The organism is Brevibacterium sp. FME17 (assembly GCF_014897515.1).
Lineage (GTDB): Bacteria > Actinomycetota > Actinomycetes > Actinomycetales > Brevibacteriaceae > Brevibacterium.
Genome location: NZ_JABUYD010000018.1, coordinates 1 through 15750 on the forward strand (window position 1 = coordinate 1; position 15750 = coordinate 15750).

At 60.4% G+C, this 15750-nt stretch carries 15 protein-coding genes and 1 pseudogene; 8 read left to right on the top strand and 8 right to left on the bottom strand.

All coding sequences use genetic code 11. The features are described from left to right. Positions 1–557 precede the first annotated feature (557 nt). On the bottom strand, positions 558–1367 hold the full coding sequence (locus tag INT40_RS21030) for a pyridoxamine 5'-phosphate oxidase family protein (RefSeq protein ID WP_193073060.1): 810 nt from the start codon (positions 1365–1367) through the stop codon (positions 558–560). Positions 1368–1725: 358 nt separating this feature from the next. Here INT40_RS21030 and INT40_RS14935 point away from each other — a divergent pair, with 358 nt between their 5' ends. Both INT40_RS14935 and INT40_RS14940 read left to right on the top strand, forming a co-directional pair. Further along, positions 1726–2019, top strand: a complete 294-nt coding sequence (locus INT40_RS14935) for a hypothetical protein (RefSeq protein WP_193096393.1) — start codon at positions 1726–1728, stop codon at positions 2017–2019. Positions 2020–2056: 37 nt separating this feature from the next. Beyond that, on the top strand, positions 2057–2458 hold the full coding sequence (locus INT40_RS14940; protein WP_226831428.1) for a VOC family protein: 402 nt from the start codon (positions 2057–2059) through the stop codon (positions 2456–2458). A 157-nt stretch (positions 2459–2615) separates the two neighbouring features. On the opposite strand, the pseudogene INT40_RS20690 reads toward INT40_RS14940, so the two are convergent. Both INT40_RS20690 and INT40_RS14955 read right to left on the bottom strand, forming a co-directional pair. Beyond that, positions 2616–2967: pseudogene (locus INT40_RS20690) on the bottom strand (integrase core domain-containing protein); the annotation flags it as partial. A gap of 436 nt (positions 2968–3403) precedes the next feature. Further along, entirely contained in the window at positions 3404–3775 is a 372-nt protein-coding gene (locus INT40_RS14955; RefSeq protein ID WP_226831430.1) for a TetR/AcrR family transcriptional regulator C-terminal domain-containing protein, read from the bottom strand. Between the two features lie 251 nt (positions 3776–4026). On the opposite strand from INT40_RS14955, the gene INT40_RS14960 reads away from it, so the two are divergent. After that, on the top strand, positions 4027–5070 hold the full coding sequence (locus INT40_RS14960; RefSeq protein WP_193096397.1) for a Vms1/Ankzf1 family peptidyl-tRNA hydrolase: 1044 nt from the start codon (positions 4027–4029) through the stop codon (positions 5068–5070). A 5-nt stretch (positions 5071–5075) separates the two neighbouring features. On the opposite strand, the gene INT40_RS14965 is transcribed toward INT40_RS14960, so the two are convergent. Further along, positions 5076–6113: a hypothetical protein gene (locus INT40_RS14965; RefSeq protein ID WP_193096398.1), complete on the bottom strand. Its 1038-nt coding sequence runs from the start codon at positions 6111–6113 to the stop codon at positions 5076–5078. Positions 6114–6402: 289 nt separating this feature from the next. Between INT40_RS14965 and galE the strand changes: the two genes are divergently transcribed. The 3 genes from galE (at position 6403) to INT40_RS14980 (ending at position 10719) form a co-directional block, all read left to right on the top strand. Continuing rightward, positions 6403–7395, top strand: a complete 993-nt coding sequence (gene galE, locus INT40_RS14970; RefSeq protein ID WP_193096399.1) for a UDP-glucose 4-epimerase GalE — start codon at positions 6403–6405, stop codon at positions 7393–7395. 125 nt (positions 7396–7520) lie between these two features. Continuing rightward, the gene (locus tag INT40_RS14975) at positions 7521–8627 is read left to right on the top strand and encodes an ATP-binding protein (protein WP_193096400.1); all 1107 of its coding nucleotides are present in this window, start codon (positions 7521–7523) and stop codon (positions 8625–8627) included. Positions 8628–8808: 181 nt separating this feature from the next. Continuing rightward, positions 8809–10719, top strand: coding sequence for a formate--tetrahydrofolate ligase (locus INT40_RS14980; RefSeq protein ID WP_193096401.1), 1911 nt, complete (start codon positions 8809–8811; stop codon positions 10717–10719). Between the two features lie 19 nt (positions 10720–10738). Here INT40_RS14980 and INT40_RS14985 read toward each other — a convergent pair whose 3' ends face one another. The 4 genes from INT40_RS14985 to bla all read right to left on the bottom strand — a co-directional run bounded on the left by INT40_RS14985 (position 10739) and on the right by bla (position 13684). Then, complete coding sequence (locus tag INT40_RS14985; protein ID WP_096147146.1) at positions 10739–11302, bottom strand: antibiotic biosynthesis monooxygenase; 564 nt, start codon at positions 11300–11302, stop codon at positions 10739–10741. Between the two features lie 40 nt (positions 11303–11342). Continuing rightward, positions 11343–12116 (bottom strand): NAD(P)-binding domain-containing protein, encoded by a 774-nt coding sequence (locus tag INT40_RS14990; protein ID WP_193096402.1) that lies wholly within the window; start codon positions 12114–12116, stop codon positions 11343–11345. A gap of 101 nt (positions 12117–12217) precedes the next feature. Next, positions 12218–12685, bottom strand: a complete 468-nt coding sequence (locus INT40_RS14995) for an SRPBCC family protein (protein WP_193096403.1) — start codon at positions 12683–12685, stop codon at positions 12218–12220. An 84-nt stretch (positions 12686–12769) separates the two neighbouring features. After that, on the bottom strand, positions 12770–13684 hold the full coding sequence (gene bla, locus INT40_RS15000) for a class A beta-lactamase (RefSeq protein ID WP_193096404.1): 915 nt from the start codon (positions 13682–13684) through the stop codon (positions 12770–12772). Positions 13685–13815: 131 nt separating this feature from the next. On the opposite strand from bla, the gene INT40_RS15005 reads away from it, so the two are divergent. Then, positions 13816–14757 (top strand): LysR family transcriptional regulator, encoded by a 942-nt coding sequence (locus tag INT40_RS15005; RefSeq protein WP_193096405.1) that lies wholly within the window; start codon positions 13816–13818, stop codon positions 14755–14757. Beyond that, positions 14754–15653, top strand: a complete 900-nt coding sequence (locus tag INT40_RS15010) for a serine hydrolase (protein ID WP_193096406.1) — start codon at positions 14754–14756, stop codon at positions 15651–15653. The genes INT40_RS15005 and INT40_RS15010 overlap by 4 nt, the downstream gene beginning before the upstream one ends. Positions 15654–15750 lie beyond the last annotated feature (97 nt).

Here is a 15750-nt window from a genome sequence, read left to right on the forward strand (position 1 = left end):
CAGTCGTGATCAGCGCGATCCTGACATGGCTCCGCCATTAAAGGAGACATGCTGTAGTCTTCCGCCGGAGCGTCTGTTCGTGACGGACGGTACCGAGGCCTGTAACAGGAGCTTCCGGTGCAAGTAGTTTGGTACCTACCTCGAGGTCGCTGATGGCTACAGCTGGGCTCTCGTCTGGGGGGCACCATTCTTCGTCTTCCACCGCCCGTGTCGTTTTTCAAACTTAAATTTCTCGGCTCGTCTATGCCGGATCACCCGAACCACCTCGGGAGCATAAGTGTAGGTGGCATCCGTATTGGCCAGCCCTTCGAGAACTGTCTCGAAACGATCAGGGGCTAAGTCGATCCGTACACAGAGATCGTCTCGTTGGCGCGAACTTGGCGACATCTTGTCCAGGTCGAGAATCATTCGATCATGGAGCGACAGAACGTGCATGCTTCCTGGGATCATCAATCTTCCTCGTGCGCGTAGTCTTAGCCTCAGCAACGACTCGGCGAGGTGGTCGCACGGTACGAGACCGTGCGACCACCTCGCCGAAAAAGTGTGACAGGTTTGGCTCAGAGTTCCGTGGTCGCCGTACCTCCTGGGCTGCGATCACCGCTGACTTTGGCCTTGACGATTCTCACTAGGCCGGAGAGTTTGCCGCCGGGCAGGCCCCAGTGCTGAGCAGACTCGGTAGTGACCTTGACGAGGCCGAGGTTCGGGTCATTGCTGTCTGCAAACCAGGCCGAGGCAGATTTGGACCAGAGTTCTTTGATTTTAGTGCGGTCGTCGACGAAGTCGATGTGACCGGCTACGGAAAGCCAGTTGCCCGCCTCGGCGATGCTGATATTGACTGCAGGGTTGGTTTTCAGTGCATCTGTCTGAGCGCCGCCGAGATCGAGGAAGAACCATACGTCGGCGTCATCCGTGATCTCCTGGGGTGCCATCGGATGGGTGAGGATCGTGCCGTCACTGAGCGCTGTCGCGAGCATCACGGAATCCGCGCCGCGCAGGATTTTGACGACATCGGCCTGCCTGAGGTCGTCGGTCGCGGACTCAGCCTCCGGCTTCGTCTCATCGAACTTTCCGCTGTCGGGATTGCCGGCCGCAGCGGCTCCATCCAAATGATGCCGTGCTTTGCCTGATTGCGATTGGGACTCATCGACCGCTGTATGCGATCCGTCGGGATTGCGATGCAGACTCACTCCCTGTTCTGTTGCGGTGTCTTGAGCGCGGCTCTCGACGTCTTCCTCGGTGTACCCGACCTTCGCACGCGACTCCACTTGTGAGGTGCCGCCCAGGGGCTCGGTCGCCTCATCCAACTTCTGTGCAATATCGCGCGCTTTCGACTCGGTGGTCGACTCGTCGTTCGTGTTTCTGTTCATGAACATTCCCTTCCAGACGATGCATGGCCGCTGTTCGATCATTCTCACATGGGATAGCGCTGAGCAACAGGCCCCAAAGGCGCACGTAAAGAGCCTGCGACGGCCCCACATCTCATGGTGTTGTACCCAGGGTGGACTCTCAACGAGCGTGGGACGAATAGTTGATTGCGAATCGCATCGAAAACACTAGGGATACGCTTAGGGAGAAAGGAATGCCGCGCCTTATCGTGACCGTGCCTTGATCCCAAGCCACGGGGGGTCTAGCGTCGAGAACACGAATCGTGATGCCCATTCGGCGGGCACCCGTCCAATCATCGAGTGGCTTGATTGCGTTGAACTCAGATAGGAGCAGAAGCCCATGAGCGACGAGAAGAAGAACCTGCCAGACGGTGCAGCAGGACAGGAACACGGCGCTGAGCAGGACATTGAGGCTGCTGGCGTCGGAGTGAGCGCCGAGACGGAAGCAGAGGGAACTTCGCAGAGTCCCGAGGAGAAACTCGAGCGTATTGCCGCAGAGCATGACGTTCCTATAGAGAAGGACCCGAAAGAAGCACAGGCTGAAGCCGAAGCCTCCTCCTCCGACAAAGCGCGTGACCTTCGCGGTGGAGACACCAAGGAGGAAGAGGACACTTCTGCAGAGCCACCAGACTGAGCTGGCTCTGTGAGGGCGTCTCAGACCAGGATGGGCAATGGCAGGACACAACCAATTGGAAGAAGGATCAACGATGATCGGCACATTGAACACAACGGCCTTGGATTGTCCGGCTCCTCTGGAGAACGCCAAGTTCTATCAGACGCTTCTGGGCGGTTATATCTCCCCGATGGAAGACACCGATTGGGTGAACCTGTTCGAGCCGTCAGGGAGACAGGTTCTATCGTTCCAGCGAGCAGACAACTATGTCGCTTCGACCTGGCCGGACAACACCGTTCCTTTGCAGGTGCACATCGACATCCGGGTGGAATCTTTTGAAGACGCCGAGCCCACTGTCCTCCTCGCAGGCGGTAAGTTGATTGATGATTCCGACGAGCACCCTGATTTCCGCGTCTATTCCGACCCGATCGGACGCCCGTTCTGCCTCGTGCTGCACTGATCTTCTCCGACGTAAGAGGTGGACAGGCACTGAAGGAAACGTACGAATAGGCGAATAGAGTTCGATGGGCTCTGACCGCCTATGCTCTGCGCGGCAATTTTGCGTTTCTCAGTGTGGGCCGCTTCGGGGATTTCGGACAGCGGATTGATAGTTTTCTCTATGCTGTCAAGGCTGGCTGCTGGTAACTATCGTGGACGTCGTTGGGGCGCTGGTAATCGAGGCCGGAGTGCCGGCGGCGGCTGTTGCAGAACCCCTCAATGTAGGCGATGACGTCATGTCGTGCCTGCTTCTTGGCAACGTAAACAGTGCGGTAGACGCGTTCGTTCTTCAACGCTGAGAAGAACGATTCAGCCATCGCACTGTCCCAGCACACGGCGGTCCTGCCCAACGAGGAACGTATATCTAGGCGAGCAGTCGATGACAGTGGCGAGATAGACGAAGCCCTGCCAGGTGTGAATGTAGGTTATATGTCCGCGGCAGCCTCCGCGCAGACACCTTGGGTCTCTGCGACGCTCTTAATCGGCTTCGAGGTCGAGATCACCTCCTGACACAACTCGTCCTTGAACTCTTGACTGAACCGTCGTCGTGCTGCGGTCATATTCCCGGATCTCTCTTTGAGAAATGCCCTCAGTTCAAGAGGGCACACTGTCCGAAATCCCTAGGCCGACCAAGCCTCGAAGTTCGATCTCAATCTTCCGGGAAAACTTGTGGCATCGCTGCACTATACGATCGACGAGAAGGAGGTCATGTTCATCTATTGCGAAGCTATAGAGACCCTGACACAGCACATCACTGCAAGGAACTCATGACCAGATCGCTGACGGATGTGCGCAATCGCCATATGAAGGTGACTGTCACATGCCCTATTGCGCTGAAATTCCTCGATGATCCCGCTATGAATCTGCCGCCGGGCAGTCGGACCACCGTGTCAGAGGAGACTTCGACCTAAGACTGCAGGGTGGTGCGTATTCGTTCGATCAGACTGTCAATACCATCGTCGAATTCGCGTTGAGGGTGGTCTTCGGCAGGTTCATTCCGCAGCCTTTGGAGGGTTGGATACTTGTCGAGCGAGGTCTCCTCGACCGTCGGTGCGTCCTCAGGGCTGATGGCCGCTCCTAAGGCAGCGACTCGAAGCAGAAGTGTGCCGAGGAGGAAGCTCGTGAATGCCTTGTGCACATCGACGGCAGCTGAATCCGAGAAACCGCAGTCCTGGAGAGAGGCAAGGAAATGATCGACCCATCTCAGACTGCGCAGCGGGGGACGTAGCCAAGGTGCTTCCGGCGGATGCTGATCGCTTCCCTTGTTCTTATTCGACAATAACGCAGAAGGCAGGTTCCCATAAGAGGGGTCAGCCGCCACGAGGGTGTTTACAAGCACTGGGATAGGTGTAAGTCTGGGGTTGATCGCACGAATACGTGGCACCGACGGCGAATGGAGCTGATTGAGTCACCGTGAGTCGGCTGGAGTGACCGTCGCGTATGCTCGCCGAGCACCCGGTCGTCTTTGAACTTCCCACGAGCACTTCCCGCGATCGTCGGCAGACGTCGACGAGAACAGATGAGGAGCTGATGATGAACCTCGAAAATCTACGCACCGTATATGACAATCAGGGTCCCTTTGCCACCGTGTATCTGGAAGGACGTTCTCCGGCTGCCGATGCTGAGAAGCAGGTGCGGCTGAGGTGGGACGAACTCCGTGAGAACCTCGCGAACGCCGGCGCGGCAGATGAGATCCTCAGACACCTCGATGGCACATTGATCGTCGAAGACATCACTGAAGTTCAGACCGATGGACGAACCGTCGTTGCGAATGCAGCCGGAGTCGTCCTCGACGAACACTGGGATGTTGCGCTCGGCACCGGTGACGCTGCACATTACGGGGAGGTTCCCGAGCTGGGTGCCTTTGTCCGTGAAGGATGCCGCCTGGTCGACATGGTCCTCGTCATCGCCAATCAGGAGGGTGCGACCATCCGTGAGCTGCGAGCATCCCCTCAGCATGAGGCGAAGCAGCAGGATGAGTCACTCATCAGCGGCGACAACGATGAGGACATTCACGCACCACGTCAGGGCGCGTTGTCGCACAACCAGATTCGACGGCGGGCCGATGAAATCGTCAAAGACAACGCTCGCGCAGTCGCTGACCACGTCGATGAGATTGTTCGCGCCCGTGAACCTGACCTTGTGGTCGTGGCCGGCGAAGTCCAGGGCCGCACCGCAGTGAAGGCCGAGCTGTCGACCCGAGTCACCGAACTCCTCGAGGAAACCGATCAGGGAGGCACGGATGATGACGCTGCTGAAGAAGCGCTCTACGACGCCCTGAAATCGCTGGCCTCTGACCGGGTCCAGGCGAAACAGACCGAGCACACAGAGAACCTCTCCTACAGCAAGGCGCATGACCTTGCGGTGGAAGGAGCGGACAAGGTCTCTCAGGCCGCCCAGCGCGGGGCCGTGGCGACCGTGCTCCTCAACTACGATGTCGGTGCTGACGGTGAGGGAGCGATTCTGGCTGACGCTGTTCTCTCCTCAGCAGACGTCGGCCTCATCGACGGAGACGTTGCAGACGGAATAGCGGCGATCCTGCGCTATGACGCTGCCACTGCGCTAGCCGACTGACTCTGTCAGCCTTCCTCCGCTACGTAGACGCGTGAGCGCAGGCGCTGAGCATGGGTCATGTTCTTCACGTCGACATCACTGTCGAAGGTCGATCCGAGCGCGCCGGCGACGACGCCCATCGCGGCACTGAGCCAGGCGATGTCCAGATAGTTGGTGAACTTCGCCTCCGGGCGATCGATGATCTGGGCCATGAAGTCGGGGTCGATGACGATGAGACTGCCCACCAGAATGCCCGCAACCAGCAGAACGTAGAGCGCACCCACACAGATGATCAGGGTCAGGACGGTGGACAGGTTGTAGTAGAAGACGACCTGAGCTCGACGACCCCTGACCGGTCTGTCCCAGAGGCCGTTGACGGTCAGCAGCCAGCCGACCATCACAGCGATCGCGATGAGGCCGATGGAAATCAGCCGGAGGGTCGACAGGTGATGCGACATCTGCCAGATCGAACTGTAGAAGATGCCGAAGGCACCGGTCGCCGAGGCTGCAGCCAGGGCGCGGGAGAGTTTGCGCGCCATGCGCAGGGGTTCGTTGGTCATCGTCATGCCGAGGACGAGCCGGGGGCCGCCGGTGAAGGTGTGAGCATGCAGGGTGCGGCGACCAGAATCGGTTCGACTCGACCACTGCCCCCACCTCGGCAGGCTGTGCCTCGGAGCTGTATGGCCGTCGGGCAGCAGCTGATTGACGCAGCTCATGAAGATCTTGAGCAGGCGGCGTTTGGACGTCACTGCGCCAAGGGTCGGGCACGAGACCACAGCGACCTTTCTGTCCGGCAGAACCTCGGCGATGAGCGGCTTGTCCTGGGTGTGCCGGGGAATGTCTGTGAGCATGATGACTAAGTCAGCACTGGGATACTCGCTCACGACCGAGTCGATGGTCGACATCTCCAACTGATGGTCTGCCTGCACCTTGATGAACTGCGAACACGTGTCGACGTGGACGTCTGCGTCGAAGTTCTGCGCCAGCAGCTCTTCGAGCTCGTCCTTGATCGCCGCGACCCGACGGCTCGGCGGGCCGGGGTCAGAGATGAGGAGAAGGTGCATCGCAACAGGTGCTTTCGTCCATGGTGTCCTCCACGGGTCAGGGGGCGGGTGGATCGCCGACATTCTCACTCTCGCAGTGATGGTGGTTTTTGAACAGAGGGTTGGGGCCCGCCTGTCTTGACTTCGGGGCAAGTCCACACTGGTCACTCAGTGCGGTTTGATGTCTGCCGAAACCTTGCCGGTCACGTATTCTGAGGTGGCTAAACCATGCGTGGGCCAACCATGCTGAAGTGGATACGACGCAGCGCATCGATCGCTGTCAGAGAGCTAGTGAAAGAGAGACCGGCAGATGAGTGTTCTGGTAACCGGAGGGGCAGGATACATCGGCTCCCACGTAGTGCGGCTGCTGTCCGAGCGCGGCGATGACGTCCTCGTCGTCGACGACCTCTCCACCGGGATTGAAAGCCGAGTCACCGGCCTGCCGATCGTCAGCCTCGACCTGGCCGCCGCCGATGCCGAGGACCGGCTCGTCGCCGCAATCGAAGAGCACTCGGTGGATTCGATCATCCACTTCGCCGCGAAGAAGCAGGTAGGGGAGTCGGTTGAAGAGCCCGTTATGTACTACCGCCAGAACATCGGCGGACTGACCAATGTCCTCGCCGCTGCAGGTCGCACCGGCATCGATTCCCTTGTCTTCTCCTCCTCGGCCGCCACCTATGGAATGCCCGATGTCGAGATGGTCGGTGAGGACCTCGACTGCAGACCGATCAACCCGTATGGCCAGACGAAGCTCATCGGCGAATGGATGATCGACAATGCGATCACCTCGGCGAACATGCAGGGTAAGAAGTTCAACGCTGTGAAGCTGCGCTACTTCAACGTCGCCGGAGCCGGCTGGCCCGAGCTCGCCGACACCGCCGTCATGAACCTCATCCCGATCGTGCTCGGGCGCATCGCCGCCGGCAAGGCCCCCATCATATTCGGCGATGACTACGACACCGCCGACGGCACATGCATCCGCGACTACGTCCACGTCAAGGACCTCGCCGAGGCGCACATTGCCGCGCTGGACTACATGAAGTCCGGTGCCACCTCGGAGACGGTGTTCAACGTGGGCACCGGAACCGGAGCCTCGGTGAAGGAAGTCATCGACGCCATCGCCGAGGCGACCGGACGTGAGATCGTGCCCGAAATGGGCGAGCGTCGCGCCGGTGACCCGCCCGCACTCGTCGCCGACGTCTCCCGCATAGGTGCACTGCTGAGCTGGAAGGCCGAATTCGATCTCGATGAGATCGTGCGCAGTGCGGTTGAGGCCGCGGGGATGCTGCCGGAGGGCAAGTAGCGGGGCGCGGGATTACCGCGATTTGACCAGTTGAAACCTCGCGAAATGAACAATTGGCTATTGGTCTGAAGGTACATTCAAACTATGTCCTCTCTCTGAACAGGACGTCGCAGCGGGAATCGGTTATGGCAGATCATGACCGTGTCACGGAAGTCCCAGAGCCAGTGCTCATCGATGAATGGCAGCTGGTCCCCGAAGCCTGGGAACGTGTCCGAACAGCAGTCGACAATGACCCGCATGGAGGGAGATTCCTCCTCGCTGGTTCTGCAGAGGTGGCTCCCGGACTGCGGATGCACTCTGGTGCGGGTCGGATCGTCAGTATGACTATGCGACCGTTGTCGTTCTATGAGCGAGAAATTTGTGCACCCACGGTCTCATTGGCGAAGCTGCTGCGTGGGAAAGAACCAGACATCAAGGGGCATTCATCCGTCAGATTAGCGCAATATACCGACGAAATTCTCAAGTCTGGGTTTCCAGGAATTCGGGCGTTGCCTGAGCGAGCGCGACGAATTCAGCTTGATAGCTATGTATCGAGAATCGTTGAGGAAGAACTTCCGGAGAACGGGATGCAGGTCAGACGCCCAGAAACTCTACGCGCCTGGATGGCAGCATACGGGGCGGCCACGTCGAACGACGCCAATTACACAGAAATATTGAATGCGGCCACTGCCGGAGAACCGGATAAGCCTTCGCGAACTACGGTCAACTCATATCGAGATCATCTGCAGAGGCTATTCGTTCTTGACCCGCTGCCTGCCTGGATCCCGACATTCAATCCTTTGAAACGATTGACTAAGACTCCCAAGTACCAACTCGTCGATCCAGCGATTGCGGCTCGACTTGTTGGGGTCGGCAACGACGGACTCCTTAACGGAGAAGGTCAAATGGTATCTGCGTCGACAGGTACGTGGCTCGGTTCACTCTTCGAATCACTGGTTACACAGAGTGTGAGAGTTTATGCGAGCGCTGCTGACGCTCAAGTTGGGCATCTGCGCACACGCGATACACAGCGCGAGATCGACCTCATCGTCGAAGGTGAGGACCGGCAAGTTGTCGCGATTGAAGTGAAACTTGCTGCAACCGTCGGCGACAAAGATGTGCGCCACCTCAATTGGCTCAAGGGCCAGATCGGCGAGCGTCTGGCCGGGAGAGTTGTGATCACGACTGGCGAAGAAGCCTACCTGCGACGCGACGGTGTGGCAGTCATCCCTTTTTCGCTGTTAGGCCCTTAGCCAAAGCTGAATCAAACGACCCTATGTCAGAAACGTGGTTCACGTTGAGCTGCCCCGGTAGATGAATGCGTTACATTTCGCGAAAACAGTTTGTTGCAGTGAGCGGAACTGGGTGCACCTCGTGCGAATTCATTCTCGTTGAGGTGGTCACAAACCAGCGCAGAAGCGGCATGATGGCACTATGACCATAGATCTCGATATTGCGCTCAACGCCGAGCTCGATCCCATCGTCGATGTCGCCGCTGGACTGGGCCTGGCTCAAGAGGAAATCATCCCCCACGGATGGACCACAGCCAAGGTCCCCATCGACGTTCTCAACCGGGCCGCCGAATCCAACACCGACGGCAAGCTCATCCTCGTCACGGCCATGAGCCCGACCCCAGCGGGCGAAGGTAAGACCACTACGAGCATCGGTCTGGCCGACGGGCTCAATGAGCTGGCACGCTCGAAGCCGGAAGTCGGCAAAGCCATCCTGGCCCTGCGCGAGCCCAGCATGGGTCCGGTCTTCGGGATGAAGGGCGGCGCTGCCGGCGGCGGATACGCCCAGGTCGTGCCGATGGAGGACATCAACCTCCATTTCACCGGTGACTTCGCGGCCATTGCTGCGGCGAACAACCTCGCCGTGACCATGCTGGATAACCACATCCATCACGGCAACGAACTCGATGTCGACGTCAGGCGGGTCCACATTCGCCGCGTCGTCGACCTCAACGACCGGGAGCTGCGCGGCGTCGTCGTGGGACTCGGCGGCATCAACGGGGGAGTGCCCCGCGAGGATGCCTTCGACATCGTCGTCGCCAGTGAGGTCATGGCGGTCTTCTGCCTGTCCACCTCGTTGACCGACCTCAAGGAGCGACTGGGACGCATCGTCCTCGCCCACAGCCGATCACGGACACCGATCACGGTCGCCGACATCGGTGGCGCAGGCGCGATGACGGCGCTGCTGCGCAATGCGCTCGCGCCCAACCTTGTGCAGTCCCTCGAACATTCGCCGGCGTTCATCCACGGCGGACCCTTCGCCAACATCGCCCACGGCTGCAACAGCCTGCTCGCGACGAAGGCCGCAATGACCTTGGGTGATTGGACGGTGACCGAGGCCGGATTCGGTGCCGACCTGGGGGCCGAGAAGTTCCTCGACATCAAGTGCCGCGCTGCCGGCATCTGGCCCTCTGCCGTGGTTGTTGTGGCGACCCTGCGGGCGCTGAAGTATCACGGCGGCGTCGAGGTCAAAGACGTGCAGACGCCGAACATCGACGCTGTGATCGGTGGAATGAACAATCTCGAACACCACTGCGGCAATCTTCTCAACATCTACGGGATCACCCCGGTCGTGTGCTTCAACCGGTTCCCCACCGACACCGACGAGGAGATGGCAGCCGCGATCCAGCACCTGCGGTCTCGGGGAATCGCTGCCGTCGAGTCGACCCACTGGGCCGATGGTGGCAAGGGTGCGCTGGCGCTCGCCGAGGCGGTCGTTGAGGCTGCCGGTGGAGCCGGGAATGCCGGTGCTGCCGTTGCTGACGGGTCGGTGTTCGTTGGCGGTGTTGCCGCCGGAGACGCTGAAATCAGTGACACCGGGCCTCAGAGCTCCGGGCCTCAGAGCTCCGGGCCTCAGAGCTCCGAGTCTCAGGGCGGCGAGGAGGAGTCGCGGACGATCCGTGCTGATTCTCAAGGGAAAAGTCAGCACAGATCGTCCGCAACTCGTTCAGACCGAGGGGCGGCTCAGTATTCATACGAGCTCGACCGTCCGCTGGAAGAGAAGATCCGCACGATCGCCCAGCGGATCTATGGTGCCGCCGACGTGGATCTGCCGACGAAGGTCACGCGCAAGCTCAAACAGTTCACGGACGAAGGCTACGGCGATGCCCCCATCTGCATCGCCAAGACCCAGTACTCACTGAGCACGGATGCCACTCTGCGCGGGGCGCCGAAGGATCACATCATCGAGGTCAAGGATGTGCGGCTCTCTGCAGGTGCCGGCTTCGTCGTCGTCATCGCCGGTGACATCATGACGATGCCGGGTCTGCCCAAGGAACCGTCAGCCCTGACCATCGACGTCAACGAGGACGGGAACATCATCGGTCTGTTCTGACCGCGCGGTATGTTCTGGCCTAGCGGCGAGGTTTTTGCAGCCAGGGTCGCAGCAGACGGGTGCTCACCGGCAGGAATACGTATGTCATCAACGGCGTGAGAATGCAGATGTTGAGTAAGACGGCGAGGGCCGTCGGCCAGCTCTCGAGGTGAGGCATGAGGAGTAACGTCGAGAGTAGGCTCAGCGGGAAGAACGGGAGGAAGATACTCACCGCCTGTTTCCATCGAGGGGGAACGACCGTCTCAGGGATCGTCAGAGTCTCCTCTCCACGAGATTCGAACCATCCCTCGATTCCGGTCCGATGCTCAACCCGGGTGGTCTCGACGAGTTCGGCCGCACTGTCGATCCACCAGCGACGGTCTTCGGAGACATCCCAGGCCCGCAGCGACTTCTCATCGGCGAACCGGTAGAGCACATGCCACTCGTCCGAATCCGGTGCTGTCCTCACCCACCCGGACCCCAGATACCCGGGTCTTTCGCGTGCCAGTTCCTGCCCCGCCTGCACCCAGGCGTTGAACCGCCGATGGTGCTCGGGCAGGACGGTGCGCGTGATCGACACAGTGATCGGAGAATGGTGGGACATAGGGGAGATTTTAGCCAATTCTGCCGTGGCAGGCTTCTGGTCAGTCGCTTCCGCTTACACGTGCGAAGATCCGATCAAGTGATCGGGCGAGTGCGGCGTGGTTGTTCGCGTCCATCCACTCCCGGTGGAGCATCTCGTTGAGGCCGCCAAGGGTTTCATGGCCCTTGACCAGATCAGAGAAGGGGGTGTCGGCAGTCGCGAGGGTATTGCCCAAACCGGCGAATTGGCCGCGAACGATGCGTTCGGCAGCTGCCCTCTCCCATCCTTGTTCGACGAGCCAGTCGGCAATGCCCTGAAGAAAGGCATAGTAGGACGACATCGTGGCTGTTGTGGCCGACAAGGTGCTGAAAAGTTCTTCGGTCGTTGCCACAACGGTGCCGCCGAGAGTATCGAAGAACCTCTCGACTTCCGAGTGGCCAGGATAGACCGGGGTGACACCGCGGCGTTCGCGCACGGGCGGCAGCGGGATGACGCGCACGATGCTCGGACTCTTCGGGAGAAGCGAGGCGAGGGTATCGGTTGAGATCCCGGCAATTGCGCTCACGATGGTGCGGTCGGCCGGAATACTGAGCTCGGAGAGTACCGCCTCAGTCTGCTCAGGCAGCACGGCCAGGATGATGTGTTCGCTGCGATCGACGACGTCCTGATTGCTCGTGCAGACCTCGACCCGGTCGAAGTCGCGGGCAAGTTGTGCCGAACGTTGGACATTTCGAGGGGAGAGGAAGAAATCCGGGTGGTCATCGCTTGAGCACGCACCTTGCACTATCGCCGAGGAGATCTCGCCGACTCCGATGATCCCGATGCCTGTGCCCATGAACTGCCTCCTGGAAACGCCGTTGAGAAGATCGGTGTGAAGATCTCGCCTCGTCCATTCAATAGCATTCATGTCCGGCTGCGTCCAGAACCGATGAAGCTCTAGCGGGCTTCGATGACCTGCTTGATTGCGTTGAGAGTCTCAGGGATGCCCGTCCGCGCAGCCGCGGTTCGTTCGGCGATCTGCTCGGCGGCTTGGTCCTGGTACTTCTCGCCGAAGAAGGCTTGACCCTCCGGTAGGAACTCCCACGATTCGGTGAGCAGTGTGCCGCCTTCTGCTTCCTGCATGCTGTATGTCCAGTGAACCCGTCCCGGTCCCACGCTCCACCCGAACGCACGTCCCTCATCGGCGACGATGACCTGGCTGCGGGTCTGCCACTCGCGGTCCGTGGTGACGTTGCGTCCGGTGAACCAGGCTCCGGTCCGGGGACCGTCGCCCTCGTCCCACCAGCACTCCCTGCATATCGGTGACCATTCGCCGGTTCGAGTCACGTCTGAAACGGTTGCGTAGACGGTTGCCGGGTCGGCCGCAACGAGGATGGAATCGGAGAATGTGAGAGATTCAGTCATGCCGGCAACTCTACCGATCTCTCAGGTCGGCGCCGACTCGCAGCATGTCATCTCTGCGCCCAGTGCGCCACGCTCAGGCTGCCCTCAGGCGAAGGAGTCGAAGACGGCCTCAGCTGCTGCCGCGACAAGGGCCGGGCCTTCCTCGGAGTCGGGGTCCTCGCTCTGTGTGAGTAAGGTGATGATGATCGGATCCTCGTTGGGAGGGTAGACGACGGCGATGTCGTTCTGGATCCCATCCGAGTGGCCCGACTTGTCCTTCACCGTCCATCCCTTCGGTGCGCCGGCGCGGATGAGGGGATCGCCGGTCTCATTGTCCGACATCCATTCGAGGAGCACCTCACGGTCGTCTTCGGGCAGGCGATCGGGGTCGAGCAGCCCCTGTAAGTCAGCGGTGTAGGCCTTGGGGGTCGTGGTGTTATCGGAGCTGTCGGGGTCGACGTCGTTGAGCTCCGGTTCCTCGTCGATGACCTCGGTGGTCGGATCGCCGGCGTCTTCGAGTGCTGCGTCGAGTTCCTGAGGTCCACCGATTTCGTCGAGCACGATGTTCATGGCTGCATTGTCACTGACTCGCAGCGCGCTTTCGGCGACGTCCCTCAGTGGGAGTCCCGTATCGACGTGCTTCTCCGTCACCGGAGTCCAACCGGCCTCGTCGACGTCTGCCTGGGTCCATGTCACCTGTTCGTCAAGGTCAGCGGACGTGGTGCGAGCCAACAGCTCGGCAACTGCGAACACCTTGAGAGTTGAGGCGAAGCCGAAACGTTCATCGGACCTGTAGTCGAAGCTTGTACCGTTTCCCGTGTCGACGGCGCTCACTCCGATTCGTGCTTTGAAATCCTCTTCAAGGGATTCGAGTTCGCCGCTGACCTTTTGTTGGCTGGTTCGGTCCGGACTCGGTGTCTGGGTACCCAGTTCCGATTTCGCATCAGCAGGTGAGCAGCCTGCGACCAGCGCGCAGGTCAGCGTCGTTGCAGTCAGCAGTCTCCACGGTCGTACATTCATCGGGTTGATCCAATCTCTCGTCAGTCTCTTCAGCCCTGTCTGGCCGGGTGGAAACCACTCTTCTGCACTCTTCTCATGCTGTCGAAGATCAGTTTTCTCTTATACATATCAGAAACGCATACCATGAGGTGATGGACCTAGTTGAAGCCTGCCGCACATTCACTGCGGTCAGCGAACTCGGCAGCATGACACTCGGAGCCGCGGCCGATGGTGTTCCACAGCCGGTGGCCAGTCGTCGTATCGCCGGACTTGAGAGACAATTCGGAGCCCGTCTGTTCGAGCGGACCGGTCGAGGAGTGAGTCTCACACCGTTCGGGCGGGACATGCTGTCCTCTGCCGCTCGACTGGTCGAGCTGGCCGACGAGATGATGCTCGATGCCGACCGGGCGAAGCTGCGGCCGGTGTCTCTGGCGGTGCCCGACTTGTGCTCGACCAGAAATCTCGCTGTACTGGCCGCCTCGGCGAATGCTCGGGGGCTGCGCATCGACTTTCATCCCGGCCCGCCGGGACGAAGAGTCGAGGACCTCACTGCTCGACGAGTCCGAGCAGCGCTTCGATCCGTTCCCGCGGCTGAGGGGAGATGGACGGTTCAGCTGGGGTGCGCCCACCGTTCCGAGAGCTTGCCTGCTGTGCGCGTTGCCGATCTGCGACGATCCCGCGCGCCGATTCCAGGAAGCGGAGCCAGGCTGGCCGGTCGGAGGCTGAGGCTGCTCAATGAAGATGATGTCCCGCACGTGCGAGGTCGTATCCGCAGAGCATCCGAAGAAGCCGGTCTGCTTCCCTACCAGGTGGTCGTCGGGCCCTCTGATCCCGCAGCTGTCGCTGGAGTCCTCGCCGACGGTGATCTGCTGATCTGCCATATCGATGAAGCCAGGCAGCTCGGCCTCTCTTGGTCCCCGCTGGTCGACCCCGTTGTGGAGCGAGGATATGTGCTCTCGGCCACCTCAGCAGAAGATGCCTCGGCGCTCGGGGAATTCGGTGAGGAGATCGCAGACTGCCTGGGCGGCACTCCGAACCGTGCGTCTGAGGCTGAGCCGGCGTCAGGTGAGACGGCGGCAGGAGCGGCCAGATGACGAGAGCAGCGCACCTCGTCAGGGAGGTCGGTGATCAGCTCGAGGCAGCCGGATTGCGGGCCCGGATCGTGGTCAGGGACCTCGACTCACAGGCTGAGATCTCGGTAGGATCCGACGTTTCCCTGCCGCTGGCCTCCGTTGTGAAAGTTCCGATTGCCCTCGCAGTGCTCAGCCGCATCGCCAGCGGGAAGCTGGACGCTGATCATCAGGTGCTCGTTGAACCTGGTCGATTCAAGCCGGCGGGTTCGACGGGCGCGAGTCGCTTTCGCCATCCTGCGCGGATTGCCGTTGATGACCTGCTCATGCTCTCGGTGTGCTTCAGCGACAACACGGCCACCGATGCCCTGCTCCAGCTCGTGCCCATCGAGCTGGTCCAACGTGAACTCGCGGACCTGGGTTTCGGCGAGATCCAGGTCAGGCACCATCTCGATGCTCTCGTGAGGACACCGCTGGAGAGTCTTCCGTCTCCGGAGGCTCACTTGGCCTTCGAGCTTGCGCACGCTGGTCTCTCGGCAGGAGCAGGCCATCGGATCTGGCAACTCGACTCTGCGCAGGCGAATGTTGCCACAGCCTCCGTGCTGACAGAACTTCTTGCTCAGCTGTGGCGCCCCGATCGCATCAGTCCCGTGGTTGCATCCCGCTTGCGTGAGCTCATGGCAGGCAACGTCATGCGCCACCGCTTGGCGCCCGACCTCATGTCCGATGCGGCTCGGTGGTCATCGAAGACGGGGACTCTGCTGCACCTTCGGCACGAGATCGGAGTTGTCGAGCACGCCAATGGGCAGACGATCGCTGTCGTCGTCCTCAGCGAGTCGAGAAATCCGGCCGCTGTGCAGCCGGCCGCGGAGGCGGCTCTTGGGGCGGCCGCTCGGGCACTGCACGACGCGCTCAGATGAGGTCTTTCTGCCTTGTGCGAGTCCGCGCCCAGCACGTGAACACTGATCGAGTCACCTGTCCGGTTGTATTCGCTCATTTCAGATCCGAACCGTTCGG

Bases quoted from the DNA above. Each gene is read 5' to 3' on its own strand.
- INT40_RS21030 (WP_193073060.1), bottom strand. From the start codon at position 1,367: ATGAACAGAAACACGAACGACGAGTCGACCACCGAGTCGAAAGCGCGC.
- INT40_RS14935 (WP_193096393.1), top strand. From the start codon at position 1,726: ATGAGCGACGAGAAGAAGAACCTGCCAGACGGTGCAGCAGGACAGGAA.
- INT40_RS14940 (WP_226831428.1), top strand. From the start codon at position 2,057: ATGGCAGGACACAACCAATTGGAAGAAGGATCAACGATGATCGGCACA.
- INT40_RS14960 (WP_193096397.1), top strand. From the start codon at position 4,027: ATGATGAACCTCGAAAATCTACGCACCGTATATGACAATCAGGGTCCC.
- INT40_RS14965 (WP_193096398.1), bottom strand. From the start codon at position 6,113: ATGCACCTTCTCCTCATCTCTGACCCCGGCCCGCCGAGCCGTCGGGTC.
- galE (WP_193096399.1), top strand. From the start codon at position 6,403: ATGAGTGTTCTGGTAACCGGAGGGGCAGGATACATCGGCTCCCACGTA.
- INT40_RS14975 (WP_193096400.1), top strand. From the start codon at position 7,521: ATGGCAGATCATGACCGTGTCACGGAAGTCCCAGAGCCAGTGCTCATC.
- INT40_RS14980 (WP_193096401.1), top strand. From the start codon at position 8,809: ATGACCATAGATCTCGATATTGCGCTCAACGCCGAGCTCGATCCCATC.
- INT40_RS14985 (WP_096147146.1), bottom strand. From the start codon at position 11,302: ATGTCCCACCATTCTCCGATCACTGTGTCGATCACGCGCACCGTCCTG.
- INT40_RS14990 (WP_193096402.1), bottom strand. From the start codon at position 12,116: ATGGGCACAGGCATCGGGATCATCGGAGTCGGCGAGATCTCCTCGGCG.
- INT40_RS14995 (WP_193096403.1), bottom strand. From the start codon at position 12,685: ATGACTGAATCTCTCACATTCTCCGATTCCATCCTCGTTGCGGCCGAC.
- bla (WP_193096404.1), bottom strand. From the start codon at position 13,684: ATGAATGTACGACCGTGGAGACTGCTGACTGCAACGACGCTGACCTGC.
- INT40_RS15005 (WP_193096405.1), top strand. From the start codon at position 13,816: ATGGACCTAGTTGAAGCCTGCCGCACATTCACTGCGGTCAGCGAACTC.
- INT40_RS15010 (WP_193096406.1), top strand. From the start codon at position 14,754: ATGACGAGAGCAGCGCACCTCGTCAGGGAGGTCGGTGATCAGCTCGAG.